29 protein-coding genes are annotated in these 19,992 nt (G+C 50.2%); 2 read left to right on the top strand and 27 right to left on the bottom strand.

Features of this window, described 5'->3' with window-relative positions; genetic code table 11:
* Positions 1–193 precede the first annotated feature (193 nt).
* The 23 genes from ACR9FF_RS11790 to ACR9FF_RS11680 all read right to left on the bottom strand — a co-directional run bounded on the left by ACR9FF_RS11790 (position 194) and on the right by ACR9FF_RS11680 (position 16,777).
* Positions 194–913: a DUF3939 domain-containing protein gene (locus tag ACR9FF_RS11790; RefSeq protein ID WP_164775438.1), complete on the bottom strand. Its 720-nt coding sequence runs from the start codon at positions 911–913 to the stop codon at positions 194–196.
* 66 nt (positions 914–979) lie between these two features.
* Entirely contained in the window at positions 980–1,327 is a 348-nt protein-coding gene (locus ACR9FF_RS11785) for a 2Fe-2S iron-sulfur cluster-binding protein (RefSeq protein ID WP_127494190.1), read from the bottom strand.
* Positions 1,324–1,935: a hypothetical protein gene (locus ACR9FF_RS11780; RefSeq protein ID WP_127494192.1), complete on the bottom strand. Its 612-nt coding sequence runs from the start codon at positions 1,933–1,935 to the stop codon at positions 1,324–1,326. Before ACR9FF_RS11780 ends, ACR9FF_RS11785 begins: the two co-directional genes overlap by 4 nt.
* A gap of 28 nt (positions 1,936–1,963) precedes the next feature.
* The gene (locus ACR9FF_RS11775) at positions 1,964–2,260 is read right to left on the bottom strand and encodes a 2Fe-2S iron-sulfur cluster-binding protein (protein WP_127494194.1); all 297 of its coding nucleotides are present in this window, start codon (positions 2,258–2,260) and stop codon (positions 1,964–1,966) included.
* 45 nt (positions 2,261–2,305) lie between these two features.
* On the bottom strand, positions 2,306–2,485 hold the full coding sequence (locus tag ACR9FF_RS11770; RefSeq protein WP_015843993.1) for a DUF2768 family protein: 180 nt from the start codon (positions 2,483–2,485) through the stop codon (positions 2,306–2,308).
* Between the two features lie 124 nt (positions 2,486–2,609).
* On the bottom strand, positions 2,610–2,882 hold the full coding sequence (locus ACR9FF_RS11765) for a stage VI sporulation protein F (RefSeq protein WP_174806545.1): 273 nt from the start codon (positions 2,880–2,882) through the stop codon (positions 2,610–2,612).
* A 94-nt stretch (positions 2,883–2,976) separates the two neighbouring features.
* Positions 2,977–4,011: an NAD(P)H-dependent glycerol-3-phosphate dehydrogenase gene (locus ACR9FF_RS11760; RefSeq protein ID WP_127494198.1), complete on the bottom strand. Its 1,035-nt coding sequence runs from the start codon at positions 4,009–4,011 to the stop codon at positions 2,977–2,979.
* 8 nt (positions 4,012–4,019) lie between these two features.
* The gene (gene plsY, locus ACR9FF_RS11755; protein ID WP_127494200.1) at positions 4,020–4,625 is read right to left on the bottom strand and encodes a glycerol-3-phosphate 1-O-acyltransferase PlsY; all 606 of its coding nucleotides are present in this window, start codon (positions 4,623–4,625) and stop codon (positions 4,020–4,022) included.
* A gap of 12 nt (positions 4,626–4,637) precedes the next feature.
* Complete coding sequence (gene der, locus ACR9FF_RS11750) at positions 4,638–5,960, bottom strand: ribosome biogenesis GTPase Der (protein ID WP_127494203.1); 1,323 nt, start codon at positions 5,958–5,960, stop codon at positions 4,638–4,640.
* An 80-nt stretch (positions 5,961–6,040) separates the two neighbouring features.
* Positions 6,041–6,220: a capping complex subunit for YIEGIA gene (locus ACR9FF_RS11745; protein WP_127494205.1), complete on the bottom strand. Its 180-nt coding sequence runs from the start codon at positions 6,218–6,220 to the stop codon at positions 6,041–6,043.
* Complete coding sequence (locus tag ACR9FF_RS11740) at positions 6,213–7,127, bottom strand: YIEGIA family protein (RefSeq protein WP_127494208.1); 915 nt, start codon at positions 7,125–7,127, stop codon at positions 6,213–6,215. Before ACR9FF_RS11740 ends, ACR9FF_RS11745 begins: the two co-directional genes overlap by 8 nt.
* Positions 7,124–7,732: a YphA family membrane protein gene (locus tag ACR9FF_RS11735; protein ID WP_201003572.1), complete on the bottom strand. Its 609-nt coding sequence runs from the start codon at positions 7,730–7,732 to the stop codon at positions 7,124–7,126. The genes ACR9FF_RS11740 and ACR9FF_RS11735 overlap by 4 nt, the downstream gene beginning before the upstream one ends.
* Positions 7,733–7,910: 178 nt before the next feature.
* Complete coding sequence (rpsA, locus tag ACR9FF_RS11730) at positions 7,911–9,149, bottom strand: 30S ribosomal protein S1 (protein ID WP_127494212.1); 1,239 nt, start codon at positions 9,147–9,149, stop codon at positions 7,911–7,913.
* A 78-nt stretch (positions 9,150–9,227) separates the two neighbouring features.
* Positions 9,228–9,803, bottom strand: a complete 576-nt coding sequence (locus ACR9FF_RS11725; RefSeq protein WP_127494214.1) for a lysophospholipid acyltransferase family protein — start codon at positions 9,801–9,803, stop codon at positions 9,228–9,230.
* Positions 9,804–9,807: 4 nt separating this feature from the next.
* Positions 9,808–10,512, bottom strand: a complete 705-nt coding sequence (gene cmk, locus ACR9FF_RS11720; RefSeq protein ID WP_174806546.1) for a (d)CMP kinase — start codon at positions 10,510–10,512, stop codon at positions 9,808–9,810.
* 334 nt (positions 10,513–10,846) lie between these two features.
* A complete protein-coding gene (locus tag ACR9FF_RS11715) occupies positions 10,847–11,029 on the bottom strand; it encodes a hypothetical protein (protein ID WP_435171187.1) in 183 nt (60 codons plus the stop codon).
* A gap of 67 nt (positions 11,030–11,096) precedes the next feature.
* Positions 11,097–11,750: a flagellar brake protein gene (locus ACR9FF_RS11710; protein ID WP_127494218.1), complete on the bottom strand. Its 654-nt coding sequence runs from the start codon at positions 11,748–11,750 to the stop codon at positions 11,097–11,099.
* Positions 11,751–11,810: 60 nt separating this feature from the next.
* Positions 11,811–13,169: a germination protein YpeB gene (gene ypeB / locus ACR9FF_RS11705; RefSeq protein WP_201003576.1), complete on the bottom strand. Its 1,359-nt coding sequence runs from the start codon at positions 13,167–13,169 to the stop codon at positions 11,811–11,813.
* A 73-nt stretch (positions 13,170–13,242) separates the two neighbouring features.
* Positions 13,243–13,398, bottom strand: a complete 156-nt coding sequence (locus ACR9FF_RS11700; protein WP_015843979.1) for a hypothetical protein — start codon at positions 13,396–13,398, stop codon at positions 13,243–13,245.
* Positions 13,399–13,449: 51 nt separating this feature from the next.
* Positions 13,450–14,148 (bottom strand): glutamic-type intramembrane protease PrsW, encoded by a 699-nt coding sequence (gene prsW, locus ACR9FF_RS11695; RefSeq protein WP_127494222.1) that lies wholly within the window; start codon positions 14,146–14,148, stop codon positions 13,450–13,452.
* A 46-nt stretch (positions 14,149–14,194) separates the two neighbouring features.
* Positions 14,195–15,439 carry a Glu/Leu/Phe/Val family dehydrogenase gene (locus ACR9FF_RS11690; protein WP_127494224.1) on the bottom strand — a complete coding sequence of 415 codons (1,245 nt, stop codon included), beginning with the start codon at positions 15,437–15,439 and terminating at the stop codon, positions 14,195–14,197.
* Positions 15,440–15,576: 137 nt separating this feature from the next.
* Positions 15,577–16,191: a genetic competence negative regulator gene (locus ACR9FF_RS11685; protein WP_015843976.1), complete on the bottom strand. Its 615-nt coding sequence runs from the start codon at positions 16,189–16,191 to the stop codon at positions 15,577–15,579.
* Between the two features lie 220 nt (positions 16,192–16,411).
* Complete coding sequence (locus tag ACR9FF_RS11680; RefSeq protein ID WP_127494227.1) at positions 16,412–16,777, bottom strand: hypothetical protein; 366 nt, start codon at positions 16,775–16,777, stop codon at positions 16,412–16,414.
* Positions 16,778–16,905: 128 nt separating this feature from the next.
* Here ACR9FF_RS11680 and ACR9FF_RS11675 point away from each other — a divergent pair, with 128 nt between their 5' ends.
* On the top strand, positions 16,906–17,772 hold the full coding sequence (locus tag ACR9FF_RS11675) for a polysaccharide deacetylase family protein (protein WP_435171182.1): 867 nt from the start codon (positions 16,906–16,908) through the stop codon (positions 17,770–17,772).
* Here ACR9FF_RS11675 and ACR9FF_RS11670 read toward each other — a convergent pair.
* Positions 17,762–17,995, bottom strand: coding sequence for a hypothetical protein (locus tag ACR9FF_RS11670; RefSeq protein ID WP_201003581.1), 234 nt, complete (start codon positions 17,993–17,995; stop codon positions 17,762–17,764). The genes ACR9FF_RS11675 and ACR9FF_RS11670 overlap by 11 nt on opposite strands.
* Entirely contained in the window at positions 17,992–18,594 is a 603-nt protein-coding gene (locus ACR9FF_RS11665) for a CPBP family intramembrane glutamic endopeptidase (protein ID WP_127494232.1), read from the bottom strand. Before ACR9FF_RS11665 ends, ACR9FF_RS11670 begins: the two co-directional genes overlap by 4 nt.
* Positions 18,595–18,699: 105 nt before the next feature.
* On the opposite strand from ACR9FF_RS11665, the gene ACR9FF_RS11660 reads away from it, so the two are divergent.
* A complete protein-coding gene (locus ACR9FF_RS11660; protein ID WP_435171179.1) occupies positions 18,700–19,605 on the top strand; it encodes a hypothetical protein in 906 nt (301 codons plus the stop codon).
* An 11-nt stretch (positions 19,606–19,616) separates the two neighbouring features.
* Here the strand turns inward: ACR9FF_RS11660 and ACR9FF_RS11655 are convergent, their stop codons facing one another.
* Positions 19,617–19,748 carry a rhodanese-like domain-containing protein gene (locus ACR9FF_RS11655; RefSeq protein ID WP_435172086.1) on the bottom strand — a complete coding sequence of 44 codons (132 nt, stop codon included), beginning with the start codon at positions 19,746–19,748 and terminating at the stop codon, positions 19,617–19,619.
* Entirely contained in the window at positions 19,745–19,942 is a 198-nt protein-coding gene (locus tag ACR9FF_RS11650; RefSeq protein WP_435172261.1) for a rhodanese-like domain-containing protein, read from the bottom strand. Before ACR9FF_RS11650 ends, ACR9FF_RS11655 begins: the two co-directional genes overlap by 4 nt.
* Between the last annotated feature and the right edge of the window lie 50 nt (positions 19,943–19,992).

Here is a 19,992-nt window from a genome sequence, read left to right as displayed (position 1 = left end):
CAGCTTGTTGGACTAGTAATATCATATTGTCCTAGCCTACCGAATATTCCGATTCCTTTCACAATTTTTCCCTTAAGTCAGTCACGCTCTTGCCCTTCCAAGATTGAGTTATATGAAGATGTAAAGATTTCTATACCAAAAAATCCTCACTACCGGTCCGTATAGGATGGTAATGAGGATTCGTGTTTTCCGTTTATTTGCCTTGCTCCGAAGCGGCCTGCGGTTCTTTATTCACCCAGTGGTAGACCGGCGCCTTGACCGGTACAAACATATCGGAATCAACCAGAACGGTACGTAGATCGGTGTCAGCCGAAATACCCGTGTCGCCCTTCTTCTGCATGGCTTGCATAATGTCGATTCCGTAATCCGTATACACGCGGCCGGACTCGTCCATAATGGCCGCAATCGTCTGGAAGGAATAATCGCTGCGCAGCTCCGGCGCCTTTTTGTTCATCGCTTTATAATCGATATAAGAATAGCCTGGGTAAGCGGCCTCGCCTTTTGGCAGCCCGTTATCGTGATTCTTCTTATAATCGTTCACCCAGCTTTGAATGTCATTGATCTGCTGATAGGTAACCAGATTCATCAGCTTGATTTGCGGCTTAGTCTCTTCGTTAATGATCAGGAAATAATAATTGCCGCCATTCTCGAAAGCTGCGGTTGGTATCGAGCTTAGATATCCCTTGTTCTTCAGCTGCGTGAAATCAACCTGGAACTTTTCATAGACCGGCGTATCGGCGCTGCTGTTTTTCATAGGCAGCATCCCGGTCTCCGACTGGTATTGATCGATAGCCGCCTGGACATTCCGGACGGCTTCCTTTGGCGCGGCCTGATTTTGCTTAAGCTCGCTTTTGGGGTACATGCAGCCGCTCAGTGACAATACGGTCACGATCAGTATAGTAAGCATTGCCATACGGCCAGAAGCTCCAGACAATGAATTTCTCTTTTTTACCCGCATCAATTGCTGCTCCTCCTCGTTCTACCACAACTCGTCTTTTTCTTCCGCCTGCTTCGCCAGAAGCTTCTGAACGGCGGCTCGAAGCGGATCAAGCGGCACGTCGACTTGAACCACTCCTCTTACCTTAGCTTGGCAGGCAAGCCTGTAGCCCTCTTCTTCCAGACCGGCAAGTTTACGCTTCTCCTCATCCGCGATAGGCATCAGGTCGCTGCCCGGACGTATTTTCACCTTGCACATAAAGCAGGCCGCGTTACCGCCGCAGCGGGTCTGAATGAGCACGCCGGCCCTTCTCGCCGCCGAGAGGATCGGGGTTCCCGGCTTTACTTCAATCGTAGTGCCTGAAGGCCAGAACGTAATCCTTCCGCTCATTTGGCAGCACCTGCCTGTTTGCCGGAAAGCCGTTGATTCATTTGCTTCTTGGTCTCCAGAGTAAACACATTCCGCTGTTCAAGGAGCAATCGGGCGGCCTCGTGCAGCGATTCCTCTTTAATGTAATGATCCACGATCAATTGCAGCCGGTCTTCGCGTTGTCTCAGTTTATTGAACCAGAGCTCATGCGCAAGCGGAACAACCGGAACATACAGCTCCTCTTGCCCGTTCTTGACAACAAATTGCTCCGAATACGGTTTCAGCAATTTACGGACTTCGGTTATATAACGCGAGCCTTCCGAACGGACGACAAAGCCGCCGACCAGTTCTACCGGAATGCCTTCAATGACAAAATGACTAAGGATGGACCGGTAATTACCGCATTCACTCAGTTCCTTCGTATCGGAAGCATACGGCTTCAGCCGCTCGTATATGAGATCGTAATCTTCATCGTCGGCATACAAGTCGATATCATTCGGTTTATCCCGTAGCGGCAGACCACGCAGCATTAGACCTGCGCTTCCGCCAAGAACCCATTCAGCACGAGTACCCTCGAGCAGCCGGACGATTGCAGCAAGAGCGTTCTCTATGGATATTTCTTTGTTCATCACTGCACATCCTCCCCCAGCGTTTTAGCTAGAAATATGGCTTGTTTATGGCTTTTACCGGGATCTCTCCGTTCTTCACGACTGCTTGGCAGGCTAGCCGGTAACCGTCTTCAAACTCCTCCGGCTCCATCCGGTCCCATTCGGCATCCGTAATTCCTTCAAGGGCTTCGGCCCCTTCTTCAATCAAGCAACGGCATCTCGCGCATGTTCCGCGGGTGCAGTTGGATGACCAATCTACCTTTGCTTTCAGCGCGAGCTTTAGGAGCGTCGCCCCGAGTTCTGGCTCAACCACCGCCGTTTTTGTTCGCCCCTTCAGTTCAATCATGCGGTTACGGTTCCTTTCGCGTTGTCGATATGTATGGCCTCTCTGTTAGACAATGGCAATCAGCCCGCATAGAAAACCAAATACAAGCAGAATAAAGGAAACAAAGGATAACGTAAACTTGATAATTCCTTTGGTCTTTAACCGGGCGAACGTAATGATTACGGCGGCGATCGCCATAAGTCCGATTCCGATTAAAGATACCCACATCTTCGTCATTGGATCCATGAACTAATCTACTCCCTAGTTGAAAACGGTAATAAATGCAACACTCATTATAACATCAAGCTCAAAAAAGGACAAAAAAAGCCAAAAAATCTGCTTGTTGAAAGCAGATTTTTTGGCTCTTACGTTACTTAATCATCATTTTGATCAACGATTCGATACCGCCTATACTCATGCCGCTTGCTTTCACGGCTTTAACAATATCGTTCATCGTTTTGTCCGATACCGGAACCTTCGCCATATCCGATACACTCTTAATCAGCTTCCGGAGCTCGTCTTCGTTCTGCATCGTTGAAGCCGATACACCGTTAGCCAGTTTCTTTACGGCATTCTCGGATATGTTTTTTCCGGTTTTTTTATTTATTGCATTAAGAACATCTTTGGAAAGATCCTTTGCCACTACATTCCCCTCCTTCAATGTCGCTGAAGACCTCATAAGCGTTAGCCTTGGAACATCATATGAGGAGGGCAAATGTTTGGTATAGGCGCATGTCTTAGCCTAACTGTTCAATTTCGTGCGTCTTTAAGCGGCCCATCAAATTCTCGACCGCGGACTTTGGAGAATTGTTCGCAAACAGTACGCTGTACAACTCTGCCGTAATGGGCATTTGTACATCATACTGCTTCGCAAGCTCGTTAGCTGCCCGGGTCGTTCTTACGCCTTCCACGACCATGCCCATCCGCTCCAGCACTTCCTCGAGCGGCGTGCCGTCCGCCAGCATGGAGCCTGCGCGCCAGTTCCGGCTGTGCTGACTCGTGCAGGTTACGACCAGGTCGCCAACGCCCGCAAGACCCGCAAAGGTCAGCGGATTAGCGCCCATTGCCGTTCCGAGACGGCTGATCTCGGCAAGACCCCGGGTGAGCAAGGCCGCTTTCGCGTTGTCGCCAAAGCCAAGGCCGTCTGACAATCCTGCTCCAAGTGCGATAATATTTTTGATCGCGCCCGCCACTTCCACGCCAACCACATCCGGGTTCGTGTAGACGCGGAAATATGTACTCATGAAAGCGTCCTGCGCCTGCTCCGCCGCTTTCATGTCCGCGGAAGCAACCACCACCGTTGTAGGCTGCTTGCGAATCACTTCCTCGGCATGGCTTGGGCCCGACAACACGACAATCTTGTCGGCAGGACGGTCCAGCTCTTCCGACAATACGGTAGTCATCCGTTTCAGCGTTTCTGCTTCAAAGCCTTTTGTCGCATGGACGACCAAAGTCTCTTTCGCCAAATAAGGAGCGGCTTGCTTCGCAACCGCCCGCATTGCCGATGAAGGGGCGACAAATAAAGCCAGCTCCACATCCCTGAGAGCTTCCTGCATGTCCGTTGTCGCATGGAGCGACGCCGGCAGATCAACGCCAGGCAAATACTTCTCGTTCTTATGACTGGCATTCATCTGGTCCGCATGCTCGGCAGACCGTGTCCACAGTTGTACATCGTAACCATTGCCGGCCAGTACGGCGGCAAGCGCGGTTCCCCAGCTGCCTGCCACCAATACCGCCGCACGCCCTTTACGTTCCGACTTTACTTGCGACATCCTTCCGATCACGACCCTTTCTTAGCACCAAGCTTGTTCTCTGTTCCTTGCAGCAGCTTAACAATGTTCGTACGATGCCGTACAAACGCGAATACGCATAGAATGAGACTGACTGTTAATACGGGCGCGGAATAGAAGAAAATCGAAATAAGTACGGGAGTCAAAGCCGCGAAAATAAGCGATCCAAGCGATACGTAACGGGTGATGGCAATGACGATAATCGTAACTACTCCGGCGATCAGAGCCGGTACAAAGGCAAGCGCCGCAATTGCGCCAATCGTGGTCGCAATTCCTTTGCCGCCTTTGAAGTTGAAATAAATCGGCCAGTTATGTCCCATTATCGCCGCAAGGCCGCATATTGCGGGCGTCCAGTCAACGCCGTCCAATCCGAGCCAGCGACCGATAAATACCGCGGCAATCCCCTTACCAAAATCAAGCACGAAGCAAAGCAGCCCCGGCCCTTTTCCAAGAACCCGGATCGTATTGGTAGCGCCTGCATTGCCGCTCCCATGCTCCCGGATATCTATGCCCTTCACCAGTCTTGCGATTACGATGCTAAACGATACCGAGCCGAGCAAATAACTCAGAACAACCGCGATTACAGCGTATATCAAGCTTCTTCTCCCCTAATCTTCATCCGATTTCTTTCTTGTGAACAAACGGACAGGCGTTCCTTCAAAATCAAATGCCGCGCGGATCTTGTTCTCGAGATACCGCTCGTACGAGAAGTGCATCATCTCCGGATTGTTAACGAAGATAACGATGGTAGGCGGCTTGGTCGCCACTTGAGTCACGTAATTGATTTTGAGACGCTTGCCTTTATCCGTCGGAGGCGGATTGTAAGCAACCGCGTCAGACACGACATCGTTAAGCAGATGGGTCTGAATACGCATGGCATGCTGTTCCGATACATGATTTACGACTGGCAGCAGCTTGTGCAAGCGCTGTTTTGTCTTCGCAGACAAAAAGACGATTGGCGCGTAAGTCATGAACAGGAAGTGGTCGCGGATATTTTGCGTGAATTCCTGCATGGTCTTGTCATCCTTCTCGACAACATCCCATTTGTTCACGACAAAGATCGAAGCCTTGCCCGCTTCATGCGCATAACCGGCGATATGCTTATCCTGCTCGATGATGCCTTCCTCGCCATTAATCAGAACGAGCACAACATCGGCACGCTCGATTGCTTTTAACGCGCGCATTACGCTGTATTTCTCCGTAGACTCGTAAACCTTGCCGCGCTTGCGCATGCCGGCCGTGTCGATCAGCACGTACTTCTGGCCGTCGCGCTCGAACGGCGTATCGATCGCGTCGCGGGTAGTTCCGGCAACGTTGCTGACGATAACACGCTCTTCCCCAAGCAGCGCGTTAACAAGCGACGATTTGCCGACGTTCGGGCGGCCGATCAAGGCTACGCGGATAACATCGTCGTCATAGCCGTCATCCTCAAGCTCGGGAAGCTTCTCAATCGCCGCATCCAGCATGTCGCCGATTCCGAGGCCATGCGAGCCGGATACCGCAATCGGAGTACCGAAGCCCAAGCCGTAAAATTCGTAAATTTCGTCCATCCGGTTCAGGTTGTCCACTTTGTTTACAGCGAGAACGACCGGCTTATGGGAACGGAACAGCATTTGCGCCACTTCGTCATCCGCATGCGTAACGCCTGCTTTCGCGTCGCACATAAAGATAATGACGTCCGCTTCCTCAATAGCAAGCTCCGCTTGCATGCGGACGGATTTCATAATTTCATCTTCGCCATCGATTTCAATACCGCCTGTATCAACGATGCTGAATGCTTTACCATTCCATTCTCCTGGGCTATAAAGACGGTCCCGGGTTACGCCCGGTTTATCTTCAACGATTGCCAGCCGATCGCCAACCACCCGGTTAAAAATGGTGGATTTGCCCACATTCGGGCGACCAACTATTGCAATAACGGGTCTTGCCATAGGTCAATGCTCACTCCTTCAGAAATACTCACGACTATCATCATAGCAAAAAACAACGTTCTTGGCGAACTTTTCATCTTTTAATGATGGTTTACAATGACAATCGTGCCGTTTTTCAAATCGTGCGCGCTGGCATCCAATATTTTTTCGAGCAGGAAGGCGGTCTGCTGCATCGCTTTCTCATCCGGTTCAATGAAAATAGGCGCGCCTCCCCCAACCTTCTCGTGCTGAGTGGTTACAACCGCGATGATCTTAGCCATTGTTTGGAGCCTCCTTATTAACCGAAGCTTCCGTAGGCATGCGGACGGCGGACTCCAGGATCGGCACCTTGTTGATAATCTGGAGCGCTTTGGACATATCTCTCTCCTGCGGCAGGAAAAATACGGCAAGACGTCCGTCCTTCATATCCAGCTTGGCCATCGGAATAAGCGCCGGCTCTCCGTCATCCCGGTATACGCCAAGAATCGTGGACAGATCGTACAGGATTGCCTGTCTTTGGCCCAAATTGCCAATCGTTACTTTTCCATTCGGATTATAGGGAGTCAGAATAAAGCCCATTCCCCGCTCTTTGATGATCTCCTGATTCGACTGCAGGCCCACGTTCATGATATAGATGTCGCCAACGAACAGATCCGGACCGTCAACTCGAACCTCCGCCCCCTCCGTGCGGCAAATGTGGGATATCGTTTTGCCCGATTTCAGAAATCGGACAAAGAGCAAGGATAGGATCCCGCCGACAAAGCCTAAATAGATGTTCCAGATGATTGAGAACAAGCTTGTTACCAATGCCGTCATAATAACAAGATAGTTCCGTCCCTCGAACACCATGGCAATGCCTTCAATGTACGTGGAGCCTCGGCTGACAAGCTCCAGTTCGTCGATTTTGGTCAAGGTCTCTCTTTCCATCTTTCTCACATCGCGGAATTGCTGGGCGGCAAGCGACAAGAAGGTAATCGCCGTATAGTCCTTATTGTAAAGGGCGGGAACGGCAACCGCGCCGAGCGCAGCGGCAATCACGCCAAGGGAGATATGGATAATCCGCCCGTGAGGATAAGTCGGATACTGCCTGTAATCCGTAGTCAGCATAAGAAGCCGTGATACAATGCCGAATACAATTCCGAGCAATACGCCTAACAACATTTTGTGCTCAACAAGATAAGCATTCATTCGGGTGAGCTTCCTCCTTTATTGCGCCAGGGTATGGCTATAAATCGTGTAACGCCGGCGCGCACGAGCATAAACAGCAAGCTGATCAGGCGCGCAGCGACAAAGGCAATCCAGATGCTGTCCCACCACTGCAGCGAACCGACGGACGCCTCGTAAACCCCGCGCTGCAGCAAGGCATGAACAAGCTCTGCTGCAGCGCCGGCATACAGCAGGACGGTTAATTGATGCTGCCCCTTCGAAGAGAAAGCCGCTGCCAGCACGCCGGCAACAACGGGACCGTCAAGCATCGGATCAAGCCAGAAGAACACGGGATCAACGCTGTACATCTTCCTTACGCTCCCCCAGATCATCCCGGCCAGCAAGGCGCAGATAAGAAGATAGCCGCGCGAATCCCATACAAGCGGCCCGCGCATCGCTAGCAGGCTGATCAGCATAAGCAGGATCGTACCCGCAAAAACATGAAGCTGCACGGGTCCAAGCCGGAAGGTTTCTTGTATCGGCTGAAGCGCCGCACACGCGGCAAGTGCGACAAAGACCCATCTTTTATGCTTAATCGTTAATCCGACAAAATCCGACCAGCCCGTTGATAGTAAAATAAAAGCCATTAGCATTATCCAGATTGAAATATATCCGGCATTCACTCGCAGAATCACCTCTCGTTGACCTATTATGCTCCAAATAAAAGGTGCTATTCCCGTATTTGACAATTCCGGAATAGAAAAAGAGGCTGTTCCTGATTAACACATCATCAGGAACAGCCTCTCTAATTACATCGATATTAAATTATTTCAATTTGCTCAGCTTATCGCCGAAACGCTCTGCCAGCGAGTAGCTCATGCTGGAGCTGTTCAAGCTGACATTCGGGTTATTGCCCAGATCTTCCGGCTTAACCTGAGGAGTACGCTCGCGTTGAGGTCTGCCTGCTTTAGGAGCTTGCTCAGAAGCAGCCGGCTGCTCTGGAGCTTCTTCCGTTTCTTTGATGCTCAGGCTTACGCGTTTTTCAGCTGGGTTGAAATCAAGCACTTTCGCTTGCACTTCTTGGCCCTCTTTCAGAACTTCGAAAGGAGTTGCGATGTGACGGTGAGCGATTTGCGAGATGTGCACAAGGCCTTCAACGCCCGGAGCGATTTCAACGAATGCGCCGAAAGTAACAAGGCGGCGAACCGTACCCGTTACGATGTCGCCAACGTTGAATTGGCCGGAAGCGGATTCCCAAGGACCCGGTTGAGCAGCTTTGATGCTCAGGCTGATTTTGCCTGCCGCTGGATCAACTTTAAGTACTTTAACGGTAACCTTTTGGCCTTCGGATACAACATCCTTCGGATGAGCAACATGCTGCCAGGACAGCTCGGATACGTGAACCAGACCGTCGATGCCGCCGATATCCACGAAAGCGCCAAACGGCGTCAGGCGTTGCACAGTGCCTTCCAATTGCGCGCCAACTTGCAGGCCAGCAATGACTTGTTGTTTGTTTTGCTCGAACTCAGCGTCCAGCACGTCTTTTGCAGACAGGATCACTTTGTTGTTCTCGCGGTCGATTTCTTTCACTTTAACGCGGAGCGTGCGGCCTTTGTAATCGCTGAAATCTTCAACGAAATGACGCTCTACCATGGAAGCAGGAATGAAGCCGCGTACGCCAACGTCAGCCACGAGGCCGCCTTTTACAACGTCAGCAACCGCTACTTCGAATACTTCTCCGCTTTCGAAACGGCTTTGCAGAACATCCCAAGCCTTCTCACCGTCGATCAGACGCTTCGACAAAACCAGCTTTTCTTTCTCGTCGTCGATGCTGACGACTTTAAGTTCAACCTCTTGGCCAACTTGAACGGCATCGTTTGCGTTATCCAGCTGCACCGCGGAAAGCTCGCGAACCGGAATGACGCCGTCATATTTATATCCAAGGCTTACATAAGCTTGGTTATCATCGATTTTGATGATTGTACCTTTTACAGTATCGCCTTTTTTCAAGGACACAAAGTTGTCCATTGCTGCTTGGTCTTGAACATTGATTTCTTCTGACATGGAAATAACCTCCTCAATTCATACCCCAACTTTATTTAAATCCGCTTTCACGATGAAAAGCAGTATTTAAAACACCTTTTATTTGTTCTTCTCAATCATCTCATAAATGCGAGACATAATGGCATCCGTAATAAGGTCCAGCTTATCCGGCGAGGATTCATTTATGATAGCAGAAATATCAACCGGTTTGCCGTAGAAAACTCTCATTTTACGGAAAAGCTTATAATGGCCTACTACCGCTACGGGAATAATTGCTGCTCCGCTGCGGTAAGCAATCATCGCTGCGCCCTTCTTTGCCGCTGCGCCGTCGCTGTTACGCGTGCCCTCCGGGAATATCCCCATCACTTTTCCTTCGCCAAGAAGGTTAAGCGCGGAGCGGATCGCATCCTTGCCGACGCCCCGTTTTACGGGAAACGCGCCCCATGCCCGAATCAAAGGTCCGAATACCGGGATTTTGAACAACTCGGCTTTGGCCATATAGTGAACCTTGCGCGGCACCCTGATGCCGACAGCAGGAGGATCAAGCAGGCTGATATGGTTGGAACACAGGATCACGGATCCTTCCTTCGGAATATTCTCCAATCCCCGGACTTCAAGGCGGAACAATAATCCGTAAAGGACATTAAACACTGCTTTAAAAATGCCGTATAACATTAGTTTACTTCGCCTCCGCCAATTTGGTTCGGCTTAATTTCACAATGGAAGCCGCAACTTCATCGATTGACATCGACGTACTGTCCAGAACGATTGCGTCCTTCGCGCAAATAAGCGGTGAAATCTCGCGTTGCTCATCCAGGCGGTCGCGTTCCGCAATTTCCCGTTCAAGCTGCTCCAAGGTAATTGACTGCGTTCCCGCAATCTCTTTGTAGCGACGCTGTGCGCGTTCTTGTACGGATGCGGTGAGGAAAATTTTCAATTCAGCGTTCGGCAGCACATGCGAGCCGATATCCCGGCCGTCCATGACAACGCCTTTGCGCTCTGCCAATTGCCGCTGAAGCTTGCTAAGCAATTCTCTAACTGTTTCATTTGCCGCGATATGCGAGACGGCAAGCGTGACTTCCCTGGAACGGATCAGATCCGTTATATTCTCGCTATTCAAAAAGACGGCTTGACCTTTCTCGCCCGGCGCCAGCTTGATATCCAGCGTCCTTGCGTGCTTAGCCAGTCTTTCATTGTCCCGAGGCTCAATTCCCGCCCTCTGGGCACTAAGTGTAACAGCCCGATACATCGCTCCCGTATCGATATAGATGTAGTCTAGCTGTTCGGCAACCTTGCGTGCGACCGTACTCTTTCCTGCACCGGCAGGACCGTCTATCGCAATGTTGATCCGGTCGCTGTCACCGTCTTGCTGCATCACCAACATTCTACCTCCTCAAAAGAATTAACACACTGGCAGCCCGGTTCAGGCTGTTCGTGTTGATTCTTGCATCGATAGCCTAAGCTTAATCAAACGGCTGGCCGAATGCTGATGCGGGCTTCTGCTTCTCAGGCATTAAACGGCTTGGCCGGACCAAATAGGCCGCAGCCCATTTGATAATAACCGGGAATATGTATCATTTCCGGCAAATTCCAAGAAAAACTTAGAATTTCAAGAAAAAAGCAGGCACCGCCTGCGATCGTGAAAATTATACCACACAATATACGCAGATGCAAAAACGGCAATTGCCCGAAAACGCTGTTCCTTAGGGCTTAGCAAGCTAACGGTAAGCTTCGCCTTCCCAATGCTCGACGGCTGTCACCCAATGTCGAACCATGTCATTTTTGAGCAAAATTTGCGTTAACACCACGCCGATTATAAGTATAAAAGCAAATCGGACCAGCCGTTTCGACACGGCATCCATTTGCTTTTTCAACTCTTCTTCGTCCTCTGCAATCCGCATCGCCGCTTCCATCCTTTTCCTGTCTTTTCCGAATAGGATGCGTAGCCGGCGTCTACTTTATGCAGCGTTATCTTCCCCGGAATTCCAGCTGTCTTTCGAAGCAGAATCTGATTATTTTTTGCCGTTCGCTGTCGCTGATGGCAATAAATTTGCTCATAACCTGCTTGCGTCCCGTGGCGAGATCAACTACCCTTACAACCTCCGCCTTGAAGGAGGCATGCTCAAGCGTACCGTTCTTATAGGGAATCAATAGCCAGCAGTCCATTTCCATGCCGGATGTAATCGGCCATTTCCCGTCGCACAGGAAGGAAATCCCTCCGCCGCCTACATCGTCGGTAACCGTAACGAAGCGGACATTGCCCGACAGGTTTACGGCGATCTCAAGATCAGCGGACACGCGAAGGAAATGCCGGCGTTGGATCTTTGTAATCCGTTCGGGATCCGGCTTGCGGATCTTGATGAGCTTAACGACATCGTCCCGGAAGCCAATGACATGCGAGTCGAAATAATGCTTTATACCCTCATCGGATACGTAATAAACCGACAGCTCGTCCCCCAAATAAAGCCGTTTCATCCGACCCGATGTGATATTAAGCGGATTCTCGATAAGTAAACCGTCTTCCAGCTCATCCGCAATTCTCGCTTTGTATTCTACAGCTGCCTCTTCTTCATCAGCAGACGCGATCTCGAAAAACAACATTTGGTTTACTCTAGGCAACAATTGGCTCCCCTCCCATATTGGTGTTTATTATAACACGTCAATTTGAGGGGAGCCATATCGTTATTTGCCGGAACTTGTCCGTTTGTCGAGCGGTGACAGCTCTTCTATCGCTTCTTCGACACCGCTCTCCGCATTGATGTAAATCCGGTAATCGCTGCCGTTAATGCCGCCCGTAAATTCGTAACACAAGGTTTCTTCGCCCAATTCGTTCATGATCAGGGCCATCTGGTCATTTGCTACCTTGAATTCGGGATTAAGCGCTTTGCGGGCTTCGGCTTTGGACAGCTTGGCTGCCGGAATGCTGCGCTTATGCTGCTCGTACACGTAGTCATTCGCCTGAAGACCCACCGCTTCTCCATTATCCAGCGCAACCTTGACGGTGAGCTTCTCTGGATAGATAAGAACGCCGTTCTGCGTGCTGACAAAGGTAAAGGCGCCCGTATTATCAAACATGTTGTAGCTGACCGCCTTCATGCCTTTAAACCCATGGTCATTCAAAAACTGCTCAGCAGAAGCTTGGGCCTCTCTCTGACCTAGCTTTTTCTCGCCAATATCCCGGGAATCCATAAACCAGATGAGCTTGCCGCCTCTTTGCGTAAAATCCATCTGCAGCTTTCGGCCCGACTTCGGCTCTGTTACCGTAGCGGAGTACGAAGAATACTCCGTGCCTTTGCCATTCTCGACCACGCGGATGTCCGCAGGCTTCGTGCCGAGGAATTCTGTTACGCGATTTTTCACGTCCTCCGCCGTAACCATGCTGCCGCTAAGCATATTGATGGTACGCTTCTGGTACATGCTTGCGACCGAAGGACCCCAGTTGATTTCAGGGTACTCGCTTACCTTTTTGTCTACCGTTTTGAACCCGTCGATAATGGTATTGTCATTTGGCGAGTTCTGCTTTGCGAGAGCTACCTCGACATCCATCCAGCGCAGATGGTCGCTCAGCACCTTCTCCTGCATTTTATACAAATCCTTGGAGATATCCTCCGATTTGGCATACAAGGTTTTCAGCGTCTTGAATTCGTCTTGGGACAAAGGTTGCTTGGTCAAATCCCTCACGGAAGTTTTGTAGGCAAAATTGGAAATATGCGACAAGAAGTCTTCCGCTTCGTTGAAAGGCAGCATTGTCAAAGGTAGCTGGTTAATTTCGTTCTGTGCTTGGCTTGTCAGACGCCACACGTTAACTAGCCCTTTGCGATGGTAGCTTTGGGAGGTGGAGTTGACCGCCAGCGTGTTGCCGAGCTGCTGATGCAGCTGCTCGACATGATAGGTGAGATCATGGAAAGCACGCTGGTATTGGTTTTCGGCCTTTATGAGAATCGAGTTTTTCTCTTGGTGCTCTTGATAGCCCCAATACACTGAGCCGATTAAGAAAAGCGTCATGATGGGGAACAACACCGCGCTTAGACGTTTGTACATAACAAAAAAGCTCCTTTCTTCTGCAAAACCTAGCGTTAGTTTGGTTTGCGGAAGGGAGCTTTATGCATCTGTGTCAAATGCTGTGTTCCTCGATATCGAGGTCGTTTGTATTGTTGCAAATACATTGCTTGAAGCCGGTGTCGATCATTCCTTTTTCCCGTTTGCCGCGAAGCACAAACTTCTCGCCGCATACGTTGCACCGGATCGTTACCTTAACTCTCGGTTCCATTCCTTGCCTCCGTCAATTAACAATTATTACTAGTCATTATAGACGAAAGGCTTACAATTTAACCTCATCTTCGCGGCTGATGAAGCGGAACGGCGAGCGCGAATTGGCACGGTTCATTTTACGGAGGCCCCATACCCACAAGGCTACCATAAACGGAATGATGACGTAAATCCAGTTGGTTTTGAACGAAATCATGATGTAGTCGTACGTACCGTGCAGCAGCAGCGGAAGACCTAACGAAATCGTCAAGTAAATATTGCGCTTGGATGAAGTAGCGAACTTCGCCTTGCCGACGTAATAACCCATCATGACGCCAAACAGCGCATGCCCGGAGACGGGCAGCAGCGCGCGCATGAGCAAGGTTCCGAACGTGGCCGGCGAGTAAATCGCGTACAATACATTTTCCAGCGTTGCAAAGCCAAGCGAGATCGAAGCGGCGTAGACAATCCCGTCATACGGCTCGTCGAACTCCGTGTGGTTGTAAATCATATGGTAGAGCACGAACCATTTCAGAAATTCCTCAATGCCCGCCGACTCCACAAAAGAGAACAGCATGGGCTGATGGTCGCCGAACCAAAGCTGCAGCCCTCGCTGGATGACTACAATCGGCACGACAATGAGGACGCCGAGCAGAAACATGCGAACGACCATATGAATCGGCTCTGCGTCATAACGGTCCTTCAGATACAAATACGTAAGCAGCGATATACCCGGAGCCACCGCGGCAGTCAGCACAGAAAACAATAGCAATTCGATGTTTCACCTCCCAGGCATCCGGCGGCTGCGCAGCCGCCGGTTACACCCAGCCGCGATAACGCACCGCCTCTGCCATTTTGCGTACGCCTGCCATATAGGCGGCAAGCCGCATGTTCACGTTTCTTGATTTATGAATCTCATATACTTGGTTAAAGCCGCGGATCATCATGACGCGCAGCCGGTCATCCACTTCTTGTTCATCCCAGTAAAAGCCCTGATTATTCTGGACCCATTCGAAATAAGAAACGATAACCCCTCCGGCGCTTGCCAGAACATCCGGAACAAGAAGAATGCCTCGTTCGGTTAAAATCCTAGTCGCTTCGAGTGTCGTAGGGCCGTTAGCCGCTTCTACGACAATGGTCGCCTTGATACGCGGAGCATTATCCTCGGTAATCTGATTCTCGATGGCAGCAGGTACAAGCACATCGCATTCCAGCTCGAGCAGATCGGTGTTGGATATCGTCTGGGGGAATAGATTCGTTACATTGCCGAAGGAATCTCTACGGTCGAGCAAGTAAGGAATATCTAATCCATCTTCATTATACAACGCTCCGTTCACATCGGATATACCAATTACGCGCGCACCGGCCTCATGCATGAATTTGGCAAGGTAACTTCCGGCATTGCCGAAGCCTTGAATGACAATTCTTGCCTTATTCAGCTCTATGCCTTTAAGGGCAAGCGCCTCATGAATCATAATGACAACGCCGCGTGCCGTAGCCGTCTCCCGTCCTCTGGAGCCGCCGAGCACGATTGGTTTCCCGGTAATGAAACCGGGTGAGTCGAATTCCCTAATCCGGCTGTATTCATCCAGCATCCATGCCATAATTTGCGAATTCGTCATGACATCGGGAGCCGGGATGTCTTTCGTCGGACCCACAATCTGGCTCACGGCGCGGACGTATCCGCGGCTGAGCCGTTCCAGCTCCCCGAAAGACATTTTTCTAGGATCGCAGATAACTCCGCCTTTACCTCCGCCATAAGGCAGATCGGCGATTCCGCATTTCAGGCTCATCCAGATGGATAAAGCCTTTACTTCGTTCTCCGTTACGGCCGGATGAAAGCGGACTCCGCCTTTTGTTGGACCAACCGCATCGTTATGCTGAGCCCGGTAACCGGTAAACACCTTCGTCTTCCCGTCATCCATCTTGACGGGTATCCTGACGCTCAAGATACGCATCGGTTCCTTCAAGAGTTCAATCATATCCTCTTTATAGCCAAGCTTCAATAGGGCTTCTTCAATAACTACCTGTGTTGATTTGAGCACATCGTTGTTATCCGCCATAATTTCAAGTTCACCCGCCTTTGTCTACTTGTAATATGAGCGTGTATACATCACGATATTCCAAAAGGGGGCCAGAACATGCAAGAAGAGCACCTGCAGACAATATTGTCTGCCGATGCTCCACATTCATGTGCTGCTCAATTATAGAAATGAGTGCAAATTTCCCGGACAGCTTGAGATGGCATAATAACCTTGCCGTACTCCTCCAGCATCGCGTAGGTAACGGATGTCGCTTCTCCGTATTCGGCTAGCAGCGCGATAACCGCGTTATGGCGCGCCGTCTCGATCAAAGCCGGTTCAAGGGCCAAGATCCATTTTCCGTTGTAGGAATACAAGCGTCCATCCTCTGTAAGCGAAGCTGCCTGGAGCTGTTTGCATACATTAATGACATCCTCAAAATCCCGGAATGAATACATCACGATATCGCTCTGCTCCATCGTAACTTCCATCTCGTATATCTCGTCTTCCGTGTCTTCATCATCGGTTGCCCGTTCATCGGAATGACCGTTCATCTTGCCACGGGTGACAATCACCACCATACCTTGGGCGGGGAGTGCAAACACTTCGACCGCAAGAGGGCCGCTGGCATCGAAACCAAGTTCACTGTATGCTTGTTCCATCATTTCACTGAAAAGATCGTGTACTTTGGGAATTTCGCGCCACATGTCCTCCTTCTGGATCCCACGCTCGAGCAGGTCGTCGAACGTCAGGAAAATCCGTATCTTGTCCTGACTAAGCCGTTCGATTTTCATGACAGGATCCCTCCTCTGCAGCATCTGTTGTAAACAGCGTATGAAATTATTAGCAGGATGTGATCAAAAAGATCAAAAAGATCAAAAATGATCAAATCGTACTATGTATTTACTTTAACATGTCTGTCCCCGGATTGCACCTAAAATAGGCAAAAAAAGAATCGTTTGTGCAGCACCCGGCTAAGGCGCGTACATCAACCGATTCCAAAAACAGCTTCATTTAATGCGGCTTGAAAGACGATTCCGCCATGATCTGGCTCGCCTGCTCCTTAAGTCCGGGATCGTTGTTGATCAGCTTCTCAACCTGCTCCCAGCCTCCTCCTTGCTTTCCGGCGGTATCGTCTGAATGCTTTGGGGCCATATTGGTTGCCGCCATTGCTTTATTCATTCCTCGTCTCATCATCATCGATGCGGCACTTCTGCCAATGGATGAGCATGCGCCCGCAAGCGAGCTGGATGCCCACGCCGCCATACCTGGTCTTTTGCGCGATACGTACACGGCTGCCGCAAGTCCTGCGACGGCGCCTAACATAAACCCGCCGATTCTCATGGCTTTCGTTACCTCCTTCGGGGATAGTTGCAACATTTATTTTCTCCCTCAAAACCTGCGGCATCCTCCACAAATTAAGGAAAGCGGAAATAGGAATCGGTACCGCTTGTTATGGTAATATGGCTTTAGACTAGCCAACAATTGACAACAAGGCGGGAAAACCAATGACGAAAACAACGATGAATACGATCTGTGCCGTTTTTGCCCTTACAGCCCTATTGACCTCTTGCGGTTCAGCGTCCGAGACGACCTCCGGGAGCGCAAACGCACTGCCTTCTGCCCATTCGGCAGACGCCCAGTCGCCGCCGGTCCGGCAGACATTGCCTGCCCCTGAGACCCCGGCGCTTTCGGCAACTCCCGCGGCAGAGCCCAGTCCTTCTCCCAAGGCCATGGCGCCGCTGTATAAAATGACTGCCGTCTACCGGTTCGTCCCTATTGACGAGGCAACTGCATCTAAAAAAGCCGTTTTGCTTACCTTTGACGATGCTCCCCATAATGAAGAGGTGATAAACAGCCTGCTTGATACCTTGGACAAGCACAAGGCAAAAGCGATTTTTTTCGTTAACGGCTATCGAGTGAAGCAGCACCCCGAGCTGTTAAAGCTGATCCATGACCGCGGCCAGACGATCGGCAATCATTCCTGGGACCATATCGATCTTAAGAAAGAGGAACCAGGCAAGGTGGAGTCGCAAATTGCGGATGTCCAAGCAGAGGTTAAAGCCTTAACCGGCAAGGAACCGAAATTTTTCAGGCCGCCTTACGGGTCCGGCGGAGATACGGTGAAGGAAGCAGCAAAAAACCACGGCATGCTGTTCATGACGTGGTCGAATGGTTCACTCGATTGGGAGCAGAAAGCTCCTGGCGATCCGGACAAAGTAATCGGCAATGTGCTGGAGCAGCTTCATCCCGGCGCCAATATTCTAATGCACGAATTAAAATGGACGGCTGCCGCGCTCGACGGCTTGCTCGCAAAGCTTGAGGATAAGGGGTATTCCTTTATCGATCCCGAGACGATTCAGGTCAGTCCGTAAACCGGACGCCATACCAGAACAGCCCTGCCACCAGACAAACGAATAATAAAAATAATACATTATAATACCATTTGGTCATTTTATAGGAATTGGAAGGGTGTACTTTACGTCTAGGCGGCAGCGCCTCTGCATTCGTGTCGGTCGCGATGCCAGGCTGAACTGCCGCCTGTTCATGTTGTCTTCTTCCTCTTGAGCTACCGAATTTCTCCACTCTGCTCATCACTGCTCTGTTTGCTCCCTCCTAAATCGGATAATCAGCCCCATAATGAAATCCACAAGGAAATGCGCAACAATCGGTGCCCACAAGGTTCCCGACTGGATATAAATCCAGCCTAACCCATAACTAATCGAAAAGACAAGACCCGTCGGGATCCAATGCCTTAAATAACGGACATGAATGGCAGCAAAAATAATGCTTGTCCAATAAGGTCCAAAGGAGTGCTGCACAGCCCCCCGGAACAATACCTCTTCGCAAATGGCGACCACTAACGAAATAACGGCAATATGCCACACCGGTCTGTTCTTGAATATCCGTTCATTAATACCGCCGTCATCGGTTGCTTCCTCGGGTACCCATCTGGAAATCAGCAGGTCAACCGCAATAACCGCGGCGCCTAATCCCAGTCCCCACCATAAAAAAGAGAGGCTGTCGGGAAATTGTAACAACAGAAATGGATTGGAACGCTGAAATAATGCCCACACCAAACCGATAATAATAGTAATCGCTTGCGTAACGTAAAGATTTACTAGCAGCATGCGGTCGTCTATCTCATCAACGGATAGTTGACGCACGCGGATATTACGGAGATCGAATTTTTTCATAGCTTCCCGCCTGTCTAAGTAGGTCATATTTCCTTTTATGATCATTTCACCTATACTGATAGGGCACAAACGACGGCATATCTAATACATAGAAGGAGATTTGTGATGGAGAAACGTTTACCTCGTTCCGCAATGATATTTAGTTTGGGGTTTGTCTTTATGCTCGTCTGCGCGGTTGGTGCATTCTTCTACGGCGTAAAGCTCGGAACGTCCAAAACGGAAACCAAGTACGAAATGAAAGAATTGCAGGCGGCAGCGGTTCAAAAAAGCAGCCCCTATCAGCAGCAGGATCTTGTCTCTTTCTATCATACCGTATTTTTGTCTTACCGTGAATTTCAATCCGAATGGGATGATGCGATGGACGACTTCGCGAAAGGCCAAGGCGGCAGCGCTTCGTCTACCCTAAAAAATTTAGCGGAGCTCGCCCGCTCGAAAAGAACCGCGGCTTCCAATTTCGATATGCAGAAGTCCCCGCTTCTCGGCGATGCCCAAACGAATTATATCAGAAGTCTGGAGCAATTCGAACAGGCAGCGAAGGCAGCGGCTGCAAGCTCGAAATCCGGGGATGCAGCCAAGCTTCAAAACAGCATTAAGCAATTGGGTTCCTACCAGTCTGCGGTCAAGCAGGCACTGGCTGCCCAACAAGCTTACTACACCGCCATGATGAAATGGGGAGCAACGGTTGAACCAAACATCCCTGCTAATTATACAATGCCTAAGGTAATCGAAATCAACAAATGGTCAAGCCTGCCTCTGATCGTGAAAAACAAGCTGATGGCGGATCAAATGGCTTCGCGTCAGCAATTCACGGCTTATTATCCGCAGGATCTGACAAGCCGCATCGATGATTTTATCGCTTCCGGCCAGTCCGCGAAGCTGAATTTGAAGACGGTATCCGCAATTGCCGATCTGCTGATCGATACGGAGGCCGTCCGCAGCGGGGACTTCACCGAGAATCGCTCGAAGTTCTACAATAAAGATCTTCTGCCTCAGCTACCGTTCTTCTCTTAACTTAAGCTTTTTTAGTCGTATTGAAACCCTTGCAACGAGGCTATGGCAGCCATTCCGCCGGTAACATTGTGGAGGTTGCCGTAGCCTTGTTCTTCTAAATAATTGCAAACGGCCGCACTGCGTACCCCATGCGCGCATACTATATATAACGGTTTGTCGTCCGAAATGGTTCCGAGACTGTAGGGATCGTATTCATGGGTATTAACCGGGATGATTCCAAATGATAATAATCCCATTCGTAAGCTTCGCGTACGTCGATGATTTGCTCCGGTTCAATCTGTCCGTCCGCAAGCATGCGCAGCAGCAGCTCCGGATCCAATTCCTTCCACTCAATCAATGCCTTTCTCTCCCCTGACCTGTTAATATCTCTTGTAATGCTTTGAATCA

It is taken from the genome of Paenibacillus glycanilyticus, from assembly GCF_051200795.1.
GTDB classification, from domain to species: domain Bacteria; phylum Bacillota; class Bacilli; order Paenibacillales; family Paenibacillaceae; genus Pristimantibacillus; species Pristimantibacillus glycanilyticus.
This window is presented reverse-complemented; position numbering and strand designations above follow the sequence as displayed.